Source organism: Methylosinus sp. C49 (assembly GCF_009936375.1).
GTDB lineage: Bacteria > Pseudomonadota > Alphaproteobacteria > Rhizobiales > Beijerinckiaceae > Methylosinus.
Genome location: NZ_AP022332.1, coordinates 3,176,332 through 3,196,202 on the forward strand (window position 1 = coordinate 3,176,332; position 19,871 = coordinate 3,196,202).

Consider the following 19,871-nt stretch of genomic DNA (forward strand, 5'->3'; position numbering starts at 1 on the left):
CTCGAAGCGCGAGGGGCTCGAGAAGGCGGAACCGAATGGCTCCGCGTGCTTCGAGACGCCCGCTTCGCGGGCTCCTCAGCATGAGCGAGAGTCGGCGGCCTAAAACCGACGTTCGACCTCGAGCGCCAAACGCTCTCGTTCATTCTGCGGCTTTCAATTCCGAAAGTCGCCGGCCTCCACGATTCATCGACGTCTCAGGTCTCGGCTATTCTGGCGAGATAACGAATGTGCGCCAACAGAGCTCCTTCTGCGCTAGACGATCCGCCGATAAGATGGTCGACCCGTTCTGTTCTGAAGCGGGGAACCGGACTTTGCGTTTCACGCGCGCTAACACGCACCTCGCTTCGCGAGTTCAGGCTCGCTACGACCAATCTCGCAACTCGTTCCCAAGCAATGACGTCTCGGTCGACACAGATGTAGGTCGCGTGGGGGCTTTCCGCCGTGGCTAGGACGCGGATGACCTTTGCTACCGCGCGCACGTCAGAGAATTGCCGCCCATCGTCGCGTGCGGCTTCGAGGGGACGACCTTCCTTTGCAGCGACCACCATTGCTGCGATGCGATCGTCGCTGCGAAAGGAAGCCTCGGCAAACGCTGGCGGACCAACCACTGGGCCTGGACGAACCACGACGCCTGTCATTCGACGGCCCGCGCACGCCGCGCGAAGAAACAGTTCTCCTGCGGCCTTCGTCGCACCGTAGAGATCGGTCGCGCTGAGGCCATCATCCTCGCTCATTTCTCCAGAGAACGGCCTGTGTACAGCGACCGATGACAAATATATGCAACGCGTGAGACCAGCATCGCCAGCGGCTTCGAAAAGCTTCGCGGCGACGGACGTATCTCGCAACTTCAGTTCGTCGCCAGGATCGCCCCAAATGAGGGCGCCATGAACACAGACATCATGGCCCGGCATGACCTCCGCAATGCGCACTGCATCTTCGAGGTCGATCTCGCAAATTGTAAGCCGGGGATGTCGCGCGAAGGGACCTAGCTTCCCTGACGATCGTACAACAGCGGTCACTTGATGCCGAGCCTCGAGAAGCTCGCGCAAAGTGTGGAGGCCAATGTAGCCCCCTGCGCCGGTCAGGACTATTCTCATGAGATCAGATGCTACTAGCGGATTGCGTGCCTATAGGAAATGCAGAGATCGAGAGCAAGCGATGCAACCCGGCATCGACCATCAGCACATCCACCACGCTGCTCGTGGCGGGCGCATATCTCCCCCGTTCATGCGCGCGGCCGTCAGCCCGCCCAATCCGTCACCATCAGCCCCGGCACGCGCGCGAACTCCCGGCCATTCGCCGTCACCAATATCGCGCCGCGGCGGCGCGCCTGCGCGGCGATGAGATAGTCATAATGGCCGATCGGCTGTCCCCGCTTTTCGAGATTGGCGCGAATGTCTCCGGCATGGCGCGCGTCCTCCTCATCGAAAGGCAGCACGGCGATTCCCGGCGAGAGAAACTCCGCCAGCAAGGCCTCCATGAGCGGCTTGCGATCGCTGCGCGCGTAGCCGTAGCGAAGCTCATACAAAACGATGACGGGCAGGCCGATCTCGACACGCTGCGTCAGCGCCTCGCCCATGCGACGCGCGACATCGGCATTGCGGCGGTTGATCACCGCAATGACGACATTGGTGTCGAGGCAGATCATTCGTCGATGAATTTGCGCGGATCGGGAGCGCTCGGCGGATCCTCCGGCGGGCCGTCGGGCAGAAAGTCCCGCGCGCCCAGAGCGTCGAGCCGCGCGAACCACGCCTCGACGTCGAAAGGCCCCTCGTGAAGCGGCTCCAAAATCACCTTGTCGCCGATCTTGGTGACTTTGACCTCCTTGCCCTCGAAACGGCAGTCCTTCGGCAGGCGCACAGCCTGGCTGCGGCCATGCATGAAGAGCTTGGCTGTGGCGCTCATCGCTCGGGCTCCGCATGGTATCTACTATATGATAGATACCATAAGCCCGCCGCTGCGGTCAATTCGCGCGCCCCGCAGCGCAGCCGCTCGGTTTTTCTTCGCTTTCCACCCGACTTTCGCGGTAAAAACAACATTCTCGAATCGAGCCCGTCCCCGCCCTGCCCGAGGAGCCCAAACCCGCATGACCGACACCGAAGACGGAGCCGCCACGCCGCCCGAATATGGCGCGGATTCCATCAAGGTCCTGCGCGGCCTCGACGCCGTCCGCAAGCGCCCGGGCATGTATATCGGCGACACCGATGACGGCACCGGCCTACATCACATGGTCTATGAGGTCGTCGACAACGCCATCGACGAGGCGCTCGCCGGCCACGCCACTCTCGTCACCGTGACGCTGAACGCCGACGGCTCCTGCACCGTCACCGACAATGGCCGCGGCGTTCCGACCGGCATTCACAAGGAGGAAGGCGTCTCCGCGGCCGAGGTCATCATGACCCAGCTGCATGCGGGCGGCAAATTCGACCAGAATTCCTATAAGGTCTCGGGCGGCCTGCACGGCGTCGGCGTCTCGGTCGTCAACGCCCTCTCCGTGTGGCTGAAGCTGCGCATCTGGCAGGAGGGGCGCGAGCATTTCATGGAATTCGCCAATGGCGATTCCGTCGCGCCGCTCGCTGTCGTCGGCAAAGCGCCGATCGAGGACGGCAAGCCCAAGCGCGGAACGGAAGTCACCTTCCTGCCGTCGCTCGAGACATTCAAGACGGTCGTCGAATTCGATTACGCGACCATAGAGCATCGCCTGCGCGAGCTCGCCTTTCTGAACTCGGGCGTGCGCATCGTGCTCACCGACGCGCGCCATGCGGAGCAAAAGCGCGAGGAGCTCTATTACGAGGGCGGGCTCGAGGCCTTCGTGCGCTATCTCGATCGCGCCAAATCGGCCCTGATCGGCGCGCCGATCCTCATTCACGGCCAGCGCGAGCACATCAATGTCGAAGTCGCGCTGTGGTGGAACGATTCCTATCACGAGAATATTCTGGCCTTCACCAACAACATTCCGCAGCGCGACGGCGGCACGCATCTCGCCGGCTTTCGCGCCGCGCTGACGCGGCAGATCACCGGCTATTCCGAGCGCTCCGGCCTCACCAAGCGCGAGAAGGTCGATCTGACCGGCGACGACTGCCGCGAGGGCCTCACCTGCGTCGTCTCGGTGAAGGTGCCGGACCCGAAGTTCTCCTCGCAGACGAAGGACAAGCTCGTTTCGTCCGAAGTGCGTCCGGCGGTCGAGAATGTCGTCAATGAGCTGCTCGACCAATGGCTCGAGGAGCATCCGCAGGAGGCGAAAAGCGTCGTCTCCAAAGTCTGCGAGGCGGCCGCCGCGCGCGAGGCTGCGCGCAAGGCGCGCGAGCTGACGCGGCGCAAGGGCGCGCTCGACGTCGCCAATCTGCCCGGCAAGCTCGCCGATTGTCAGGAGCGCGATCCGGCGAAAGCCGAGCTCTTCATCGTCGAGGGCGACTCCGCCGGCGGCACGGCCAAGCAGGGCCGCAATCGCGAGTTTCAAGCCGTGCTTCCATTGCGCGGCAAAATCTTGAATGTGGAGCGCGCGCGCTTCGACAAAATGCTGTCGTCCGAGCAGATCGGCACGCTGATAACGGCGCTCGGCACCGGCATCGGCCGCGACGAGTTCAACGCCGACAAGCTGCGCTATCACAAGATCATCATCATGACCGACGCCGACGTCGACGGCGCGCATATTCGCACGCTGATTCTCACCTTCTTCTATCGGCAGATGCCTCAGCTGATCGATCGCGGCCATGTGTTCATCGCGCAGGCGCCGCTCTATAAGGTGACGAAGGGCAAATCGACGCAATATTTGAAGGACGAGCGCGCGCTCGAGGATTATCTCATCGACTCGCTGCTCGACGGCGCCGTGCTCCGCTGCGGCAATGGCGAGGAGCGCGCCGGCAAGGATTTGCGCGCCGCGCTCGAGGATGCGCGCTCCTTCCGCACCATCATGAACGGGCTGCATTCGCGCTACGACCGCAATGTGGTCGAGCAGACGACCATGGCGGGCGCGTTGCAATCGCCGCCCGACGAAGCGAAAGCGGCCGAGGTCGCCGAGCGCCTCAACGCCATAGCGGAGGAGACCGAGCGCGGCTGGACCGGCGAATTGCGCGAGGGCGGCTATGTCTTCCGCCGCACCTTGCGCGGCGTCGCGCAGGCGGTGACGCTGGATGCGGCGCTGCTCGCCTCGAGCGAGGCGCGCAAGCTGCAGGAGCGCGCCGAGAGCCTGCGCGAGATTTTCGCCGGCCCGGCGGCGCTGGCGCGGCGCAATGACGAGACCGCTCTCTCCGGCCCTCTGGCGCTCTATGACGCAATGGCGGCGCAAGGCCGCAAGGGCCTCACCATTCAGCGCTACAAAGGCCTCGGCGAGATGAACGCCGAGCAATTGTGGGAGACGACGCTCGACCGCGAGGTGCGCTCGCTGCTGCAAGTGAAGGTGAAGGAGGCGGTGGAGGCCGAGGATATTTTCGTGAAGCTGATGGGCGACATCGTCGAGCCGCGCCGCGAGTTCATCCAGGAGAATGCGCTGAACGTCGCGAATTTGGACGTGTGATGGCCGAAACTGACCGATAATGCAAAAGTCTGACTCTACTGAGAAGTAGCATGACTCATTAGGCGGAAAATGTCGACTCCCTTTTTTCGCCGGCGTCAAGACACTCGCAAAGGTTGTAGTGCCGCATCTCGGTTTCTCAGGCCAATCGCGTTGTGATTCGCGCGGCAGCGAGCACTTCGCTATTTTGGAACGAGAAAATGGATGCGACAGCGGTACGCGCAGGCTTAGGCACCACGATAGGGAGTCCATAAATGTCAAGCCTAAGCCTAGAAGAAATAAGGGCTATAGACAAAATATTTGAAATGAACAATTGGGATAAAAAGCGCAAGCTTCCTACGAAGCAGACGACTATGTTTGATGCAATAACGGGCCTTGTCGCCGCGATAGAATCACAGAAACGAAATATTATTATAGATCTACTTCGTAATTATGAGATAATAACAGATTACTATTCTATGGCTTGTGATATGTCAGAAAAACTAATAGATACTATAGTCGTAGGCGATACATATTTTATGATTCCCGTCGCACTGCCTGAAGAAGGAAAGATCAAGAGCGGACATAATTTCTGCTATGATCTCTCGTCTGTATTCCCTAAAGAAGCAAAAAACAATGTCGTTTTCGTCGACTCATTGCAATCGTCAAAAATAAAAATTAGCAGCAACTCCCATATTATATTTATTGATGACTTTATAGGAACAGGAAGGCAGGTATCAAAAGTAATAGACAAGTTAATAAAAAATAGTGGTATGCCAAAAAGCATAAGTGTTGTTGCAATTAGAATACAGCAAGAGGCCTTAGATAGGCTAAAATCAAAGGGTGTTGGCGTAATAGCGGGAGCAATTCGCAAGAAAGCAATTTCATCTGGCGAGTTTATAAGTGGGATGTCGGTTACAGAGGCAATGGCTGCTTATGTCAGCATTGAAAATATGCTTAAGCCTCCAGAAAAATATAGGCTTGGATATGGAGGATCAGAAGCGATTATAACGATGAAGAGAACGCCGAATAATACACTTCCAATATTTTGGATGGAAAAAACAGATGGAGGAGCAAATTGGCCGGCGCCATTTCCGAGGACTTGACGTTACACAAAGGAATGCGGACTCTATTAATGGAGGTTCGTCGGCAGAAGTCCGTGAGCAATTTGACGCGGATAGGATATACGTATCTACAAATCGCAGAGATGCTATCTGGAGCGATTGGCGCCGGCCTTGTTGTCGAGAAGGCCGGTAGTTTATCGCTTTCGCGCCTTGGAGAACTCGCACTGCTCGGCTCAAACGGGAAGCGATCATTTTCATGGATTGAGCCTCTCAGTGAAAGAAGGATTGCAAAGATTCCAAAGATGAAGCCATATATTCCTGAGCGTCGTTCGCTGCGAAAGGTGAAGCATCGTGCTAGCAGCTAGCGACTCGATCGCTAGGAATGGCGAGTCGCCATTCTTGAGAGAACCGGCTTTCAAGCCCTGGTCCGGCGCCCTCGAACTGCGGGAGCACTTCGACGGCGCCGGACCATGCTCCCGTTGGTCGCATCCACTGCATCCGCGCCATTGGCGCGGACGCAGTGGAGGGATCGTAGTAGCACGGTGATAGCAGTGACGACGCTCGACCTTCCTTACGTAACCGATCGATACAAGGAAATTGCCTTACAGTGCGGGTTGTCCTCAAAAGATATTTTGAGTATAGAGAGATATGCTCAGAAGCTCGAAGCTAATGGGTTACCTGTCATATTCGATGAAAAGCATTTTTCAGCTTTGGTTGGATATGACATATCTCTGCTATACGCCATAAGCAACGATCAAAGAAAGTTCTACAGGTCATTTAATATACCAAAAAGAAATGGGAAACTCCGTCAAATTGACGAACCTCTCCCGACACTGAAGGAGATACAGAGATATATTCTTGATAATATTCTTTCAAACGTCGAAATATCTAAAGCTTCTAAAGCATTTAGCCGCCACTCGGACATTAAAAAGAATGCACGTATACATATCCGCCAGCCAGAAATTCTAAAAGTTGACATAAAGGATTTTTTTCCGTCAGTTAATATTTCGTCCGTATATAAAGCATTATACGCACTCGGGTACACCGATTCACTCGCAATGTTATTCGCGCAGATCTGCTGCTTAGATAAAAGCTTACCGCAAGGCGCCCCAACAAGCCCCGCACTCGCGAACATTGTTTGCAGGGATCTGGATCACGATCTGCTAAAATATTGCACAGATAGGAATCTTAGATACACGCGATATGCAGACGATATAACTATTTCTGGAGAACGTATCAAAAAAGAAACAATCACAGAAGTTCGGTTTATGATCAAATCATTCAAATTTAAACTAAATGAAGAAAAGACATCAATTATGAGAAGCGGTTCAAGGAAGGTTGTGACCGGCATTATTGTGAACACAAGAATGCAAGCACCAAGAGAAACAAGGCGTGAGTTCAGAAAAAATGTATTCTTTATACGAAAATTTGGCGTTGATGGGCATATATCTCAAATTGAAGAAGATAGAAATAATTATTTGCGACATATTATCGGAGTTGGTGAGTTTATTTTATGGGTTGACAACAAGAATAAGGAGGTCGTAAGCGACTTGAATTTTCTAAAACGCCTTCTTAAGAGCGAATCTGTAGTGTAATTTTGGCCGTTGTATTCGCGTTGTCGGTTTCTGGCTTGCAGGTAGCCGTGCCATTGCGGAAAGGGCTTCCTGCAATCCTCCCTCTTGACTCGTTCACCCTTCGTTCGATATATCGCACCCATGACCACCGCACCGACCATGCACGAACGCGAAAGCCTCGAACGGGCACCCGAAGGCGCCCCGCCGACCGCGTTCGTCCCCGCGTGGCCGGTCGTCTGAAAGGCGTCGGGGACCGTCTCCAGCGAGCGTTCCCCATGTCCGATTTCCAAATTCCCATATCGATGACCCCCGCCGGCGCCGCCGCTCGTGCGGACCTGTTCGTTCTCCTGGCGACCTCCCTCCCCGCTCCTGAATATTCGGAACGCCGGCCCGTGTCCGCCGACCGCGCATAGGCCGCGACGGCGCACGGGCTGCTCCACCTCATCGCGATCCAGAACCGCGCGACTCGGCGCGGCGTGGACGATTTTTCCGTTGCGGACCCACGGGTCCCGGATTCGAAGCCTTTTCCATCGGCGACAAGGCGCGGCGGGATCGCGCCGTTTCAAGGAGAACGACTATGAACAGCGAGGATCTGTTCGACGAGATTTTTGCGCGGCTGTTCCAGATCAGGAGCGAGGTGGACGACGCGATGTTCCGCGCCGCCGCCGGCGCCGCGCTCGTCGCCATTGGGCGAACGGTTCTCGACGAGGCGGAAAAGCGCGCGGCCCGCAAGGAATCCGGTGTCGTCGTCCGCTTCCCGCTGTCGCGGGTGATCCGCTCGATGGCTTCGAACGATGGCGACCGATCGGCGTGAATCGATCGCCGACGAAATTTTTTCGTCGCACCGAATTTCGGGGATTCGATTCTTTCTACGATCGGAGTCACCGTCCGTCCGATGGAGGACGGGGACGATGAGACCCCTCCCGAAACGTTGAGCGCCCCGGGGAAACCCCGAGGCGCCGAAAACCGCCGACCGGCCAAGGCCTGAGAAACCACCGGGCGGCTCTTCAACCTCGACGACGCCTTCGCGTCGCCGGGGAAAACCGGCGCATTCGCACCGACAACGACGGCGCTTCCGCGTCGCCGAGGAAAACCGGCGCATTCGCGCCGACAACGACGGCGCTTTCGCGTCGGCGATCGGAGGATTCTGCCCCGTCTCCCGGAAAGGAGCAAGCGGGACCGGAAAATTCTTCGGCGCCGCGCGGTCGCGCCCCGGAACAAGGGCCGCATGATGACCGACAAGAATTCCGACGGCGCCGCCGTCTACACGCCGCGCTTCGTCGACAGTCCGCTGCACAGGCGCGACGCCGTCCACCGCGCGGTCGACTGGATCTCCGAGGAGTTCCCCTCCGCGAAGCCGGCGATGAACTACCGCATGGTCCGCTGCGACGGCACGCTTTCCAGCGACTTCGTCGTCCTGATGGAGAACGATCCGAACGTCCAGGAGTATTGGGAGAAGCCCGCGTCTTTCCGGTGGAAGGACGACAAGGGCAAGCGGCGCAATTACACGCCCGACTTCGCGGTCGTCCTCGCCGACGGACGGTGGATCGCCGTCGAGGTGATGCCGATGACGCTCGTCGGGAGAACGCGGTTCCTGTCCAAGGCGCCCTTCATTCGGACCGCCGCGCTCGACGCCGGCTACGACGGCTTCGAGCTTTGGACCGACAGGGAGATTTCCGTCCAGCCGAGGCTCGCCAACGCCTCGCTGCTCGCCGGCGCGCGCACCTTCGTCGCCGACGAGGCGGCGCTCCACAGCATGCGCGTGGTCGTTCGAGAACTGGGTGGACGCGCCTGCGTGCGCGACCTGAGGCGGCTCTCCGGACTCGGCGACCGGGCGTTTCGCGCCGTGGCGCGCCTCGTCGCCTTCGGCGAGCTCCGCATGGTCCACGACGACGTCCTGCTCGACGACCACGCCTTCGTCGAGATCCCCCCGCGCTGAAACCGCTCCACGCCCGACCGAGGCGGACACGACAATGACCGACACCGCGACCACCGACAGGAATTTCGGCCAAGCCCGCTTCAGGCTGCACAAGGGCGACTGCGTCGAAATCGACGGCATCATGCACGCGTTCGAGAGCCAGGACGGCGGCGGAACGCTGCTGCGGTCGCTCGGCTCCGCCGGCGTGCGCCGCCTGATCACTCATGCGGAGTTCTGGCGGCTCTATTTCGACCGGTCGCTGAAGGTTCATCGCGCCCGCGACGGCAAGCTGGACGACGCCGTCGCGGCCAATATGGACCGCTCGATCGACAGCTTCAGGCCCCGCGATCGCGAGGAGGCGCTGCGCCGGCTCGACTACGTCGAGATCGCCGACATGTGCATGTCCCCCGAGAAGGAGAACAGGCGCGGGCGCTTTCCGAAGCGCCCCGAGGGATACGCGCGCGTCGCCAAGCTGGTCTCTTGGCTGCGCCGGCGTCAGCGCGCGCGGATCGAGGGCGTGTCGGCGTCGACGCTTCCCCGCGAGTATGTCGGCGGCTCGACGCTTCGCGGCTGGCACTGGCGCTGGCGGAATTCCGGGAAGGCCGTCGTCGCGCTCGCGCCCTGCCACGACTCCAAGGGCTCCGACAAGACGCGGCTCGTCCCGGCGGTCGTCGACATCATGTGGAAGTGGATCCGAAAGCACTACCTGATCATGGAGGGGCCGCCGGCCAAGTCCATCCATAAGGCGATGTGCGGCGACATCGACGCGATCAACGAGCGCGACGGGACCGCTCTCGCGCATCCGTCCTACGACGCGTTCCTGCGGTTCATCGACGACAACGTCACGCCCTATGAGCAGACCTATTACCGCAAGGGCCAGAAGCGGGCGCAGCAGGACTTTCCCTTCGTCAAGAAGGCGCCGCGCGCGACGCTGCCCCTCGAGGTGGTCGAGATCGACCACACGCCGCTCGACATCCTGCTCGTCGACAAGGACGGCAAGGAGTCGAAGGGCGACCGGCGCCGCAAGAAGACCTACAGGGTCTGGCTGACCCTCGCGCGCTGTCAGGCGACGCGTATGGTCTTCGGCTATCACATTTCGCGCGACTGCCCGTCGTGGACGAGCGTGATGGCGGTGCTGCGCATGGGCATCATGCCGAAGGATCTGACGGGCGTCGGCGCGGTCAACCCGTGGCCCGTCTTCAGTACTCCGAGAATGCTGAAGGTGGACAACGGCCCAGAGTTCCACTCGCTGAGCCTGCGCGCCGCCTGCGGGCAGTTGCGGATTCGAATCCGCCGCATGCCGCGTGGGAGGCCGCATCTCAAGGGCATGATCGAGCGCGGTCTCGGCATCATCGCGCAGGATTTCCTGTCCTTCCTGCCGGGACGGACGTTCTCCGACCGCCGCGAGCGCGGGGACTACGATTCCCGCGGGCGCGCCGCCGTGACATGGGAGGATCTCGACAGGCTGCTGCGGCTCTACATCGTCGACGAGCTGCACAACCGGTCTTCGCCCTACCTGTTCGGGCGCACGCCGTTGCAGATGTGGGAGCACCTGGGCGGCGCCGGCCTCGAGATGCCGCCTGCGGCGGCCGATCTCGACGTCATCCTGTCGCTCGTCATCCAGCGCACGGTGACGTCGCTCGGCGTGACCTTCCTCGGGCTGTCCTACCAGTCCAAGGAGTTGCAGACGATCCGCCGCCGCGAGGGGCACATCGGTCAGATGCTGATGGTCAAGGTGGATCCCTACGACCTCGGCGCCGTCCTCGTTCTCGACGAGGGCAGCGAGCGCGGCCAAGGCCGGTGGATCTCCGTGCCGGCGGTGGAGCCCGACCTCTGCGACGGCGTGTCGCTCGCCCAATGGAAGGAGACGATCGCGCTCGCGCGCCAGCACGTCGCCGAGAACCAGCGCGTCCCGCTCTCCATTCTGCGCGCCGCCCGCAAGCGGCTCGTCGAGGCCGGCGCGCGCCTCGGCGCCAAGCCAATCAAGATGACCCAGAAGGATATCGACTGGTACCGCGACAGCGTGGACGACGTCTGGTTCGACATCGCGCGCGATCCGTCTACGGAGGGCGACGCGCCGTGTGGCGACGGCCCGGTTCCGTTCCGCCGTCGGCGGCGCAAACCCGCCGATCCGGGCGACGGCCGGCCCGCGACCGCCGGCGTGGGAGACGGCGGCCATTCGCTTCCGGGCGCGCCTCCAGATGCCGAGCCGGCCGCGGCGGAGCGCATGGAGGACGAGACCGCCGACGACGACCGTGACGGAGTCGACGCGGATGCCGACGACGGATCCTCGACCGCGTCGGACTGGGACGATCCGAGCACTTGGGAGGACTGATCGATGGACACGCCGACCGATACGCAAACGACATCCCCCTCGCGGATGCGGAAACAGCGCTTCGCCGTCGCGAGCCCCGGCGCCGATCTGCGTCAGCGCCGCAAGGCGGCGGTGAGGGGAGTGCATATCAAGGACGAGGTGTTCCGCGACGTTCTCGAGAAGTTCGAGTTCCAGCTCAACGCGATCGAGGACAAGGAGGCCGAGGCCTTCGGTCTCGTGATCCGCGGGGTGAGCGGCGTCGGCAAATCCCACACGATGAAGCACCTCATCGAGTGCGGCGACCCTCGCCTCGCGGCCTATTCGGACGAGTTCGGCGACGTGCGTCCCGTCGTCTATGTGCGCGCTCCCGCGCCCTGCGACCTGACGACGCTCGGCATCGAGCTCTACTTCAAGCTCACCGGCAAGCGTCTTTCGCCGCGCGGTCGGCCTGCGGAGATCTGGTCGCGCGTCCGCCCGGCGCTCTACAACACGGGCGTCTGCGTGATCTTCATCGACGAGATGCACCACGTCTTCCTCGGAAAGACGCACGATCAGCGCGAGAACCTGATGTCGACGCTGAAGGGCTTGTTGCAAGGCGTCGACGACGAGGAGCTCGCGGCCCTTCTCGGCCCCCTGCCGCCGACGGTCGACCCCTATCCCATCGGCCTCGTCATGGCGGGACTGCCCTCGCTGAAGCGGCTGATCGCGCTGGACGACCAGTTGCGGATGCGGTGCCGGTTCAAGGCGTTCGCGCCGCTGCGGACGACGGCCCGCGACCAGGCGAAACTGAAGGCGTTCATCGAATTCTACGCCAAGGGCATCGGGTTCACGCCGGTCCCCAAATGGACGGATCCCGACATGCTGCTGCGGCTGACGAAGGCGAGCGGCGGCTACCGGGGACGCATCGCGCTCCTGATCAAGCAGGCCGCCATGCTCGCGATCAATCGCGGACTGACCTCGATCGAGGACTGGAAGCCGCTCTTCGCCGAGTGCTTCGAGGACATCTGGGAGACCGGCTCCGCGAAGAATCCGTTTCTCGTCCCCGACGTGACGAAGATCGGCCCGATCCGCGAGCTCCAGAAGGATTTCGACACGCTGCTTCGCGGCAAGGGCGCCGCCAACCTTGTGAACGACGAGGATTTCGATGTCTGACGCCATCCGCCTCCCCTCCCCACTGCGCCTTCGCGCGCCCCGCCTTCCCATCGAGTCCGCCCAGGGCCATCTGATGCGGATGTTCGAGATCAACGGCGAGCCGTGGAGCCGGGAGCGCTTCAGATCGCGCGGACTGAACCTCGCGGAGTTCATGCTCGGCGACGTCGACGCGTCGCTGCGCGCCTTCATCGGCGCCGACCCCGCCGATTTCGCGGCTTCGACCGCGCGCGTGATCTCGAAGAAGCAGGTGCTCGTCGCCGGCGAGATCCTGCACCGCGACGACTGGACGACGAGGACGCGCCGCTGGTGCCCGGCCTGCTGGCGGCAGGATTTTTCCGACGAAACCATTGTCGCGCGCTCCCCCGGCTGGCGCGTCCACCGGCGGTTCTGGTGGGACGTCGCCAGCGTCCTCACCTGCCCGATCCATGCCGTTCGCCTCGAAGTCGCCTGCCCGACCTGCGGCGATCCGCTCACATGGGAGTCGGGTGGACTGACCATGTGCCGCAACCGCCACGGGCTGCTCGACTGCCGGCCGGTCGCCGTGCCGCCGGCGCATGTGCGCGCCGACGCCTACATCGTCGGACGCCTCGGCGGGGCCCCGCGCGTCGCGGTTCCATTCCTCGATCGCCTGTCGTTGCGCGAGGCGCGCGACGTGATGGGCCACCTCGGGGCCGCCGCCGTGGACGGCGCCTTCGGCGCGCTCGGAAAGATCGACGTCGCCCGCCACCCCGAGGCCTTTTCCGCCGGTTTCAACGTCGCCGCCGGCTGGCCGGCGTCCTTCGACGCCCTGCTCGACGCCGTCGCCGCGCGCGACGATGTCGGCCTCGGCTCATGGGGCGTCGATCAGGTCTACGGCTACCTCGTCATGTGGGCGCGCTCCATCAAGACGACGCCTGCCGGAAAGGATCTGCTCGACGCCATCCATGCCCACCACGCCCGGCGCTCCTTCGTCCACCGGCGCGGCGCGGCCGCCGCCTTCGTCGGCGAGGACACGCCCGTCAGCGTCAACGACATCGCGGTCGCCACCGGGCGGTCGCAGGAGTTGATCGCGCGCTATCTGAAGGCGATGGACTGCTGGCCGGCGGAGACGAGGAGAGGCACGCCTGTCGCCGTGTCCCGCTCCGTCTTGAAAGAGATCGTCGACCTCTTCGAGGAGTCGCTGTCGGCGCAGTCGCTCGACGACGCGCTGGGTCTCGACGGCTGGCGGACCTTCCGTGTCGTCGGCGCCTTCCTGAAGCCGATGGAGATCCACGTCCGCTACGGCGCGAAGACGCCCTATTATTCGCGCGCCGACGTCGCCGATCTCGTTCGGCGGCTCGCCGGCGACGCCGCTTCCGTCGCCGCGGCGCCCGCCGGCATGGAGCCGCTCGTCGACGTCGCCAACCGCCGCAGCAACGGCGGGATCGTGCGCGCCCTGCAAATGGTCCTCGATGGCGAGCTTCGCGTTCGCGCGCGGCTGGCCGGCGTCGCCGGGATCGCCGGCCTGCTGATCAGCGCGGTCGACTTCAAGCGCCCCAGCCGCGTCGCCGAGGGCACGGTCGACATCGACGGCGTCGCCGCCCTGCTCGGCGTCCATCGCGAGACCGCCTACGCCATCCTCGACGCCGGGCTGATGGCCCGCGTCACCGACGAGGGCAAGGCGATCCGCACGACGCCGGAGAACGTCGACGCCTTCCGCCGCGAGTTCGTGACGGCGACCGACCTCGCCGCCGAGCTTCGAACGAAGCCGAAATATGTGATCCCGCTGCTGGCCGACGTCGGCGTCGTTCCCGTGCTCGCCCGCGACGACAACCCGCGATGCCGGGTCACGGTCTATCGGCGCGCGGATGTCCCGGCGGATTGGAAGGCGAGGTATCGGGAGAGATATGGGAGGTGAGTTCCTGAGTTTGTTTGGTTGGCCCGCGACGATGGAAGCGTCGGCTGAGAGTTCTTGACAGCATGAGGGCATGTGTGAGTCTGAAGACGGAAACGGAACTCTCCGCGCGCCTCCGTCAACGCGAGTACAATCAGAAAATGCTGGAACACGAAAACTTGTTCAATCCACGGGTGCTGGGCAGGCACATCAATGCCGAACGGGAACGAGGGATAGCCCTGCCGGATGGCGCCAAGGAGGTCGTCGACATGTGGATCGAACAGCTTCCCGCATTGGAGAAGCTCAACGAACAACAGGTCGAGCAGGCGTTCAACGGTCGAATATTTGGGAGGCTCCTCGGTTACCGTCAGCCTGGAGAGGACAGGAGCACAACATTGGTGCCAAAGCCGTCTGCGGCTGGACGACGCATGACGCCGGACTTCGCCCTCGGCTCTTTCAGCACGGGATCGAATTGGACCGCAGTCGGCGAGGTGAAGGCGGTCAAGACGGATTTGGACCTGCCACAGATTGGACGACCGAACAGGGAAACTCCCGTCGAACAGGGTTTTCGGTATGCCACGAACACCATACCGGGCATCGAGTGGATCGTGATCTCCAACTTTCGTGAAATCCGGCTTTACAAAAACGGCTATTCGAGGTCGTTCCATCGCTGGAATATCGAAGACTTCGTCAAGGAGGATGTGCTTTTCGAATTCTACGCATTGATGCGGCCGGGCTCGCTTCTTCCACAAGGAACGACGGATTCTCTGGCCCTGCGCATCTTCAACGATTCCATTTTTACCGGCAGGGCGATCACCGAGGGATTTTATGCGCTATATAAGGCGGTGCAGAGAGATTTGATCGCGGAGATGCGCGTCCATCCTGCCGCGGCGTCCATGAAGGTGGAAGATCTGTACGGGAAAACTCACAAGTTATTGAATAGGATACTATTTGCCTGCTTCTGCGAGAGCCATCCTGCCGAGATACTGCCGAAAGGAACTCTCAAACAGATCGCGGCATGGGCGCAGAATGCAGAAGGTGATTACAAATATTGGTCGCAGTACAAGAATTTTTTCGATTGGCTCAACAAAGGCGGAGGACGGGATGGCGTCGCGTATCACGCTTTCAATGGCGGCTTGTTTTACAAGGACGAATTCTTCGAACAAATCTCCATTTCGGACGACCTATTCGAGAAGAGATACCAGGTAGGAAAAGGCCGTCGCGCGAGTTTTCAAATTAAAGGCATATTCGGCTTCGATGTCTATGATTTTACAGAAGATTTGAACGAGCATGCGCTCGGAGCGATATTCGAGCAGAGTTTGAAGGATATCCCGATTGGAACCGGCCTGGTAAGAGGGGCCGGCGCCGTTGAAATAACAACGCAGTCTTCCAAGGGGGTGTATTACACGCCTCGTGAGATCACTTCATATCTGATTGATCGGACCATGGAGATTGCTCTGAATGATCTTCGGGCGGAGATCGAAGCAGACGAGGATTTCGCGACGCAGGTGAGCAAGCTCGAAAAGCTGCGCGTCGGGCCCAGGGGAAAAGCCACGGCAGCGGAAACGAAGCGAGAAATACTCCTGCTCGATCGATTGGTGGACAGGATGAGGCAGTTTCGCGTCGTCGACCCCGCATGCGGGTCCGGCGCATTTTTGGTTGAGTTTCTGGGATTCCTGCATCGCGAGTTCGAGAAGACGAACAAATCATTGGCGGATCTGCGGGGTGATATCCGACAGAGGAGCCTAGTGGATCTCGATCGAGAGATTCTGCGGAACAATCTGTATGGTCAGGATATCCTGCCGGAATCCGTCGAGATATCGAAGCTCGCCGTGTGGCTCCGCACGGCGAAGAAAAACGAACGACTCGAAGGACTTGAGAATATCACTTCGGCGGATACGCTCGAGGAAGGGAAAGAGGATTTCTTCGACGTGGTGGTCGGCAATCCACCATGGGGCGCCGAATTGGAGAACTGGACTGAGCAACGGATCGTCACTCGGTTTCCAAACTGCGGAAACGAAAAGGATTCCTATGCCATTTTCGTCAACAGGGCATGGGAACTGCTTCGTCCCGGAGGACTCCTCGCTTTCGTCCTGCCAAATTCATGGCTTACGGTGAATGGGTACGCATCGTTTCGGGCTTGGGTCATTCGGCATTTCGAGATCTTGGAAATCACGAACCTTTGGAAGATATTTAAGGATGTAAATCATGACGCCTGTCTGCTTATTGCTCGCAAGAGGAAAGTCGCGATTACGGAGGAAGGCAAGCCGAATCAAAGGGAATGCTCATCGCAGATGACAATCCGAGCCCTGCCGAGGGGTGTGGGAGAACCGGTGAAGCTCAAGGCGCTGGCTGAAAAATCATGGATGATTAATCATTGCACGACCCACGCTTTTCAGTTGAAGCAAGAAAATCTCAGGTTTGAAGTCATCTTCAAACCTGAGATCGCGGATGCGATCGATAAGGTGACAAGGCCATGCCAGCCACTGTCGGAATATGCCGACATCACTGTGGGAATTCAGGTATACCACAACTCTCGACATTCAAAGGATGAAATAAAAAATCGTATATATCATAGCCGTACAAACGAAGGAGGCGAATGGTATGAATTATTTGAATCAAACACAGTTCAAAGATATTTTAAGGGGGCGTCAAAAGGGGAAAGACTAAAATACTCAAAAGACTTACATGACAAAAGGTCTCTTGATCATTATGCTGAGCCAAGAATTTTGGTGCAACAGATATTCTGGCAACGCATGTCGGCATTAATGCAAAAACCAGACAAGCCGCTCATGTATCTCAATACGCTATTTGCCGTCTACAATCCAAGAGTGATATCTTTGGAGTGCATTCTTGGGCTGTTAAATAGTAAATTCGTTTCGGCGACTTATGAGCGAAGGTCAAACAGGCTATTCGGTGACAAGTTCCCTAAAATCAGCAGGGACGATCTGGCTGGAGTGCCCGTTCCTGTCATGTCTAAAAAGCTGGCTGGATCAATAGGTCAGGCCGCGATGAAATTGCAGGCTTCCTGGTGCGGGATGCGGGAGGGGCTGTTGCTTGCTGGCCAACGCCTTGCGGCGGTTGATAAAAGTGCGTCCATGGCTGACTTCGACGGGTTCTGGAATTTACTGCAAAACGAATTCATTGAACGCGCCGCCGACCGCTATGAAAGGATCGATGCAGCAGAAGTCTATGCTGCTTGTTACCAAGACGCTATGAAAGCGGTCCATGATCATTGGCAAGACATTCAGGATGAAGAGCGGCTGCTGGAAGGCTTGGTGAAAAAGGCCTACGGGGTCGACGACACGATGTATGAGCTTCTGGCGAGTTCGGTTCCAGATCCATCTATTTCTTGGGCGCTCAATGCGATGAGGGAGAAGAAGCACGAGGCGCAGGCGGCCGGCGACGAATAAAATTATCCGATGGCTCTGACGAGGTTGGATCCATGCGGTTCTGGCAGATTATATTCATGTCGAACGGACATGCGTAGGTTGTATTTTTTTGGCGTTGTTTTTGATGCGTCCGCGACGTTGCGCCTTTCAAGACACCATTTTCGCACTGAGTCGGACTTCCTTGCGTCCGTTAACTGGGCGAGTCAGACTACCTGTCGAATGGAGTCCGACATCTGACTCGAAAAACGGTCGAAAATGCAGGGAAGAGAGTCAAGGTTTTGCAATGTCGGACAAAACGCCCTGCGTCAAAATCTGCCAGATCGATCAGCCGACCGGCTTTTGCATCGGTTGCGCGCGGACGATGGCCGAGATCGCCGGCTGGCGCGACGCTTCCGAGACGGAGCGAGAGCGCATTCTCGCCGCGCTGCCGGCGCGACGCGCGCGCCTGCAGAAAGAGCCTCACGCCTCGCCGCAGCCGAAGCGGTCATGAAGCGCCGCAAGGGCCGGAGCGGCCCTTGCCAAAAGCGGAATGTTCAGCCTATAGCTGATCCAATCGCCGGCGGACGGCCGCAGGATCGGGACCTGCGCGAAAAAGCGCTCGATCGATTTGATTGTATTCCAGAAAACTTCTTCCCTCCCGCGACCTGCCGCCGCCAATTCATCCCTCGACCGAAAGGCGAGACATGACGAAAATTCTGCCGGTCATAATGTGCGGCGGGGCGGGCACGCGCGTATGGCCCGAATCGCGGGAAACCCTCCCGAAACAATTCATTCCGCTCGTCGGCGAGCTGTCGACCTTCCAGACCACCATTCAGACGCTGTCGGACGAGGCCTTCGACAAGCCCGTCATCATTTCCAACGCCGATTATCGCTTCCTCGTCACCGATCAGCTGCGCGCCATCGGCGCCGCGGCCGACATCGTCCTCGAGCCCACCCGGCGTGATTCGGCCGCCGCGGTCGCCGTCGCCGCCGGCGTCGCCGCTCGCCGCGCGCCGCAGACCATCGTCGTCGTGCTCGCCGCCGATCATGTCGTGCGCGACCCCAAAGGCCTCGTCGCTCTGTGCAAAAAAGCGGCGGCGGCCGCCGCGGATGGCTATATCGTCACGCTCGGCGTCAAGCCCGACGCTCCGGCCACCGGCTATGGCTATATTCGCCCCGGCGAGCGCATCGCCGGCGACATTCTCAATCTCGAGGCCTTCGTCGAAAAGCCCGATCGCGAGACCGCGCAGCGCTATATCGACGCCGGCTATTTGTGGAACAGCGGCAATTTCATTTTCCGCGCCGATGTGATGCAGCAGGAGATCGCCCATTTCGAGCCGGCGATCGCCGAGGCGGCGGAAAAGGCGATCGACGCCGGCCGCAGCGATCTCGATTTTCTGGTGCTGGACGCAGAATCTTTCGCGCGCGCGCCCAAGACCTCCATTGATTACGCCGTGATGGAGAAGACGCGCAAGGCCGCGGTGATCGAGGCCGACATCGGCTGGTCGGACGTCGGCAATTGGCGCGCCGTGTGGGAGCTGACCGAGCGCGACGAACAGGGCAATTCGGTGCGCGGCAATGGCGTCGTGCGCGAGTCGCGCAATGTGCATGTGCGCTCGGACGAGACGCTGACCACTGTCGTCGGCGTCGACGACGTCATTGTGGTGACGACGCCGGACGCCGTGCTGGTGCTGGGCCATGAGCATGGCGACAATGTCAAGCAGCTCGTCGATCAATTGAAGCGCGAGAACCGCCGCGAGGCGGGCGAGCACAAGCGCATCTTCCGTCCCTGGGGCTTTTATCAATCGGTCGATTCCGGCGATCGGCATCAGGTGAAGCGCATTGTGGTGAAGCCGGGCGCGCGCCTGTCGCTGCAGAAGCATTTTCATCGCGCCGAGCATTGGATCGTCGTCAAGGGCACGGCGGAGGTCGGCCGCGACGAGGAGACGCTGCTGGTCCACGAGAATGAATCGGTCTATCTGCCGATCGGCTGCATTCATCGCCTGAGCAATCCGGGCAAGATCGACCTCGAGATCATCGAGGTGCAGACCGGCTCCTATCTCGGCGAGGACGATATCGTCCGGCTCGCCGATTTGTATAGCCGCGCCTAGATCGTCTATAGACGGCCGTTCGG

The 19,871-nt window shown here is 60.2% G+C and carries 14 protein-coding genes; 11 read left to right on the forward strand and 3 right to left on the reverse strand.

What is annotated here, in order from left to right; genetic code table 11:
- Positions 1–194 precede the first annotated feature (194 nt).
- The 3 genes from GYH34_RS15040 to GYH34_RS15050 form a co-directional block, all read right to left on the reverse strand.
- A complete protein-coding gene (locus GYH34_RS15040; protein WP_161914284.1) occupies positions 195–1,097 on the reverse strand; it encodes an NAD-dependent epimerase/dehydratase family protein in 903 nt (300 codons plus the stop codon).
- Between the two features lie 143 nt (positions 1,098–1,240).
- Positions 1,241–1,648 (reverse strand): type II toxin-antitoxin system VapC family toxin, encoded by a 408-nt coding sequence (locus GYH34_RS15045; protein ID WP_161914285.1) that lies wholly within the window; start codon positions 1,646–1,648, stop codon positions 1,241–1,243.
- Complete coding sequence (locus GYH34_RS15050; protein WP_161914286.1) at positions 1,645–1,905, reverse strand: AbrB/MazE/SpoVT family DNA-binding domain-containing protein; 261 nt, start codon at positions 1,903–1,905, stop codon at positions 1,645–1,647. Before GYH34_RS15050 ends, GYH34_RS15045 begins: the two co-directional genes overlap by 4 nt.
- Before the next feature lie 181 nt (positions 1,906–2,086).
- Here GYH34_RS15050 and gyrB point away from each other — a divergent pair, with 181 nt between their 5' ends.
- The 11 genes from gyrB (at position 2,087) to GYH34_RS15105 (ending at position 19,848) form a co-directional block, all read left to right on the forward strand.
- A complete protein-coding gene (gene gyrB, locus GYH34_RS15055; RefSeq protein ID WP_161914287.1) occupies positions 2,087–4,516 on the forward strand; it encodes a DNA topoisomerase (ATP-hydrolyzing) subunit B in 2,430 nt (809 codons plus the stop codon).
- Between the two features lie 251 nt (positions 4,517–4,767).
- The gene (locus tag GYH34_RS15060; RefSeq protein ID WP_161914288.1) at positions 4,768–5,598 is read left to right on the forward strand and encodes a hypothetical protein; all 831 of its coding nucleotides are present in this window, start codon (positions 4,768–4,770) and stop codon (positions 5,596–5,598) included.
- Between the two features lie 509 nt (positions 5,599–6,107).
- Positions 6,108–7,151, forward strand: coding sequence for a reverse transcriptase family protein (locus GYH34_RS15065; RefSeq protein ID WP_161914289.1), 1,044 nt, complete (start codon positions 6,108–6,110; stop codon positions 7,149–7,151).
- Positions 7,152–7,707: 556 nt separating this feature from the next.
- Positions 7,708–7,944, forward strand: a complete 237-nt coding sequence (locus GYH34_RS15070; protein WP_161914290.1) for a hypothetical protein — start codon at positions 7,708–7,710, stop codon at positions 7,942–7,944.
- A gap of 414 nt (positions 7,945–8,358) precedes the next feature.
- On the forward strand, positions 8,359–9,069 hold the full coding sequence (locus tag GYH34_RS15075; RefSeq protein WP_161914291.1) for a hypothetical protein: 711 nt from the start codon (positions 8,359–8,361) through the stop codon (positions 9,067–9,069).
- A gap of 34 nt (positions 9,070–9,103) precedes the next feature.
- A complete protein-coding gene (locus GYH34_RS15080; protein ID WP_161914292.1) occupies positions 9,104–11,383 on the forward strand; it encodes a Mu transposase C-terminal domain-containing protein in 2,280 nt (759 codons plus the stop codon).
- A gap of 3 nt (positions 11,384–11,386) precedes the next feature.
- Positions 11,387–12,514, forward strand: coding sequence for a TniB family NTP-binding protein (locus GYH34_RS15085; RefSeq protein ID WP_161914293.1), 1,128 nt, complete (start codon positions 11,387–11,389; stop codon positions 12,512–12,514).
- On the forward strand, positions 12,507–14,390 hold the full coding sequence (locus GYH34_RS15090) for a TniQ family protein (RefSeq protein WP_161914294.1): 1,884 nt from the start codon (positions 12,507–12,509) through the stop codon (positions 14,388–14,390). Before GYH34_RS15085 ends, GYH34_RS15090 begins: the two co-directional genes overlap by 8 nt.
- A 74-nt stretch (positions 14,391–14,464) precedes the next feature.
- Positions 14,465–17,779, forward strand: a complete 3,315-nt coding sequence (locus GYH34_RS15095) for an N-6 DNA methylase (RefSeq protein ID WP_161914295.1) — start codon at positions 14,465–14,467, stop codon at positions 17,777–17,779.
- Between the two features lie 262 nt (positions 17,780–18,041).
- On the forward strand, positions 18,042–18,248 hold the full coding sequence (locus GYH34_RS15100) for a DUF1289 domain-containing protein (RefSeq protein ID WP_161914296.1): 207 nt from the start codon (positions 18,042–18,044) through the stop codon (positions 18,246–18,248).
- A 193-nt stretch (positions 18,249–18,441) separates the two neighbouring features.
- Positions 18,442–19,848, forward strand: coding sequence for a mannose-1-phosphate guanylyltransferase/mannose-6-phosphate isomerase (locus tag GYH34_RS15105; RefSeq protein WP_161914297.1), 1,407 nt, complete (start codon positions 18,442–18,444; stop codon positions 19,846–19,848).
- Positions 19,849–19,871: the final 23 nt, after the last annotated feature.

Bases quoted from the DNA above. Each gene is read 5' to 3' on its own strand.
- GYH34_RS15040 (WP_161914284.1), bottom strand. From the start codon at position 1,097: ATGAGAATAGTCCTGACCGGCGCAGGGGGCTACATTGGCCTCCACACT.
- GYH34_RS15045 (WP_161914285.1), bottom strand. From the start codon at position 1,648: ATGATCTGCCTCGACACCAATGTCGTCATTGCGGTGATCAACCGCCGC.
- GYH34_RS15050 (WP_161914286.1), bottom strand. From the start codon at position 1,905: ATGAGCGCCACAGCCAAGCTCTTCATGCATGGCCGCAGCCAGGCTGTG.
- gyrB (WP_161914287.1), top strand. From the start codon at position 2,087: ATGACCGACACCGAAGACGGAGCCGCCACGCCGCCCGAATATGGCGCG.
- GYH34_RS15060 (WP_161914288.1), top strand. From the start codon at position 4,768: ATGTCAAGCCTAAGCCTAGAAGAAATAAGGGCTATAGACAAAATATTT.
- GYH34_RS15070 (WP_161914290.1), top strand. From the start codon at position 7,708: ATGAACAGCGAGGATCTGTTCGACGAGATTTTTGCGCGGCTGTTCCAG.
- GYH34_RS15075 (WP_161914291.1), top strand. From the start codon at position 8,359: ATGATGACCGACAAGAATTCCGACGGCGCCGCCGTCTACACGCCGCGC.
- GYH34_RS15080 (WP_161914292.1), top strand. From the start codon at position 9,104: ATGACCGACACCGCGACCACCGACAGGAATTTCGGCCAAGCCCGCTTC.
- GYH34_RS15085 (WP_161914293.1), top strand. From the start codon at position 11,387: ATGGACACGCCGACCGATACGCAAACGACATCCCCCTCGCGGATGCGG.
- GYH34_RS15090 (WP_161914294.1), top strand. From the start codon at position 12,507: ATGTCTGACGCCATCCGCCTCCCCTCCCCACTGCGCCTTCGCGCGCCC.
- GYH34_RS15100 (WP_161914296.1), top strand. From the start codon at position 18,042: ATGTCGGACAAAACGCCCTGCGTCAAAATCTGCCAGATCGATCAGCCG.
- GYH34_RS15105 (WP_161914297.1), top strand. From the start codon at position 18,442: ATGACGAAAATTCTGCCGGTCATAATGTGCGGCGGGGCGGGCACGCGC.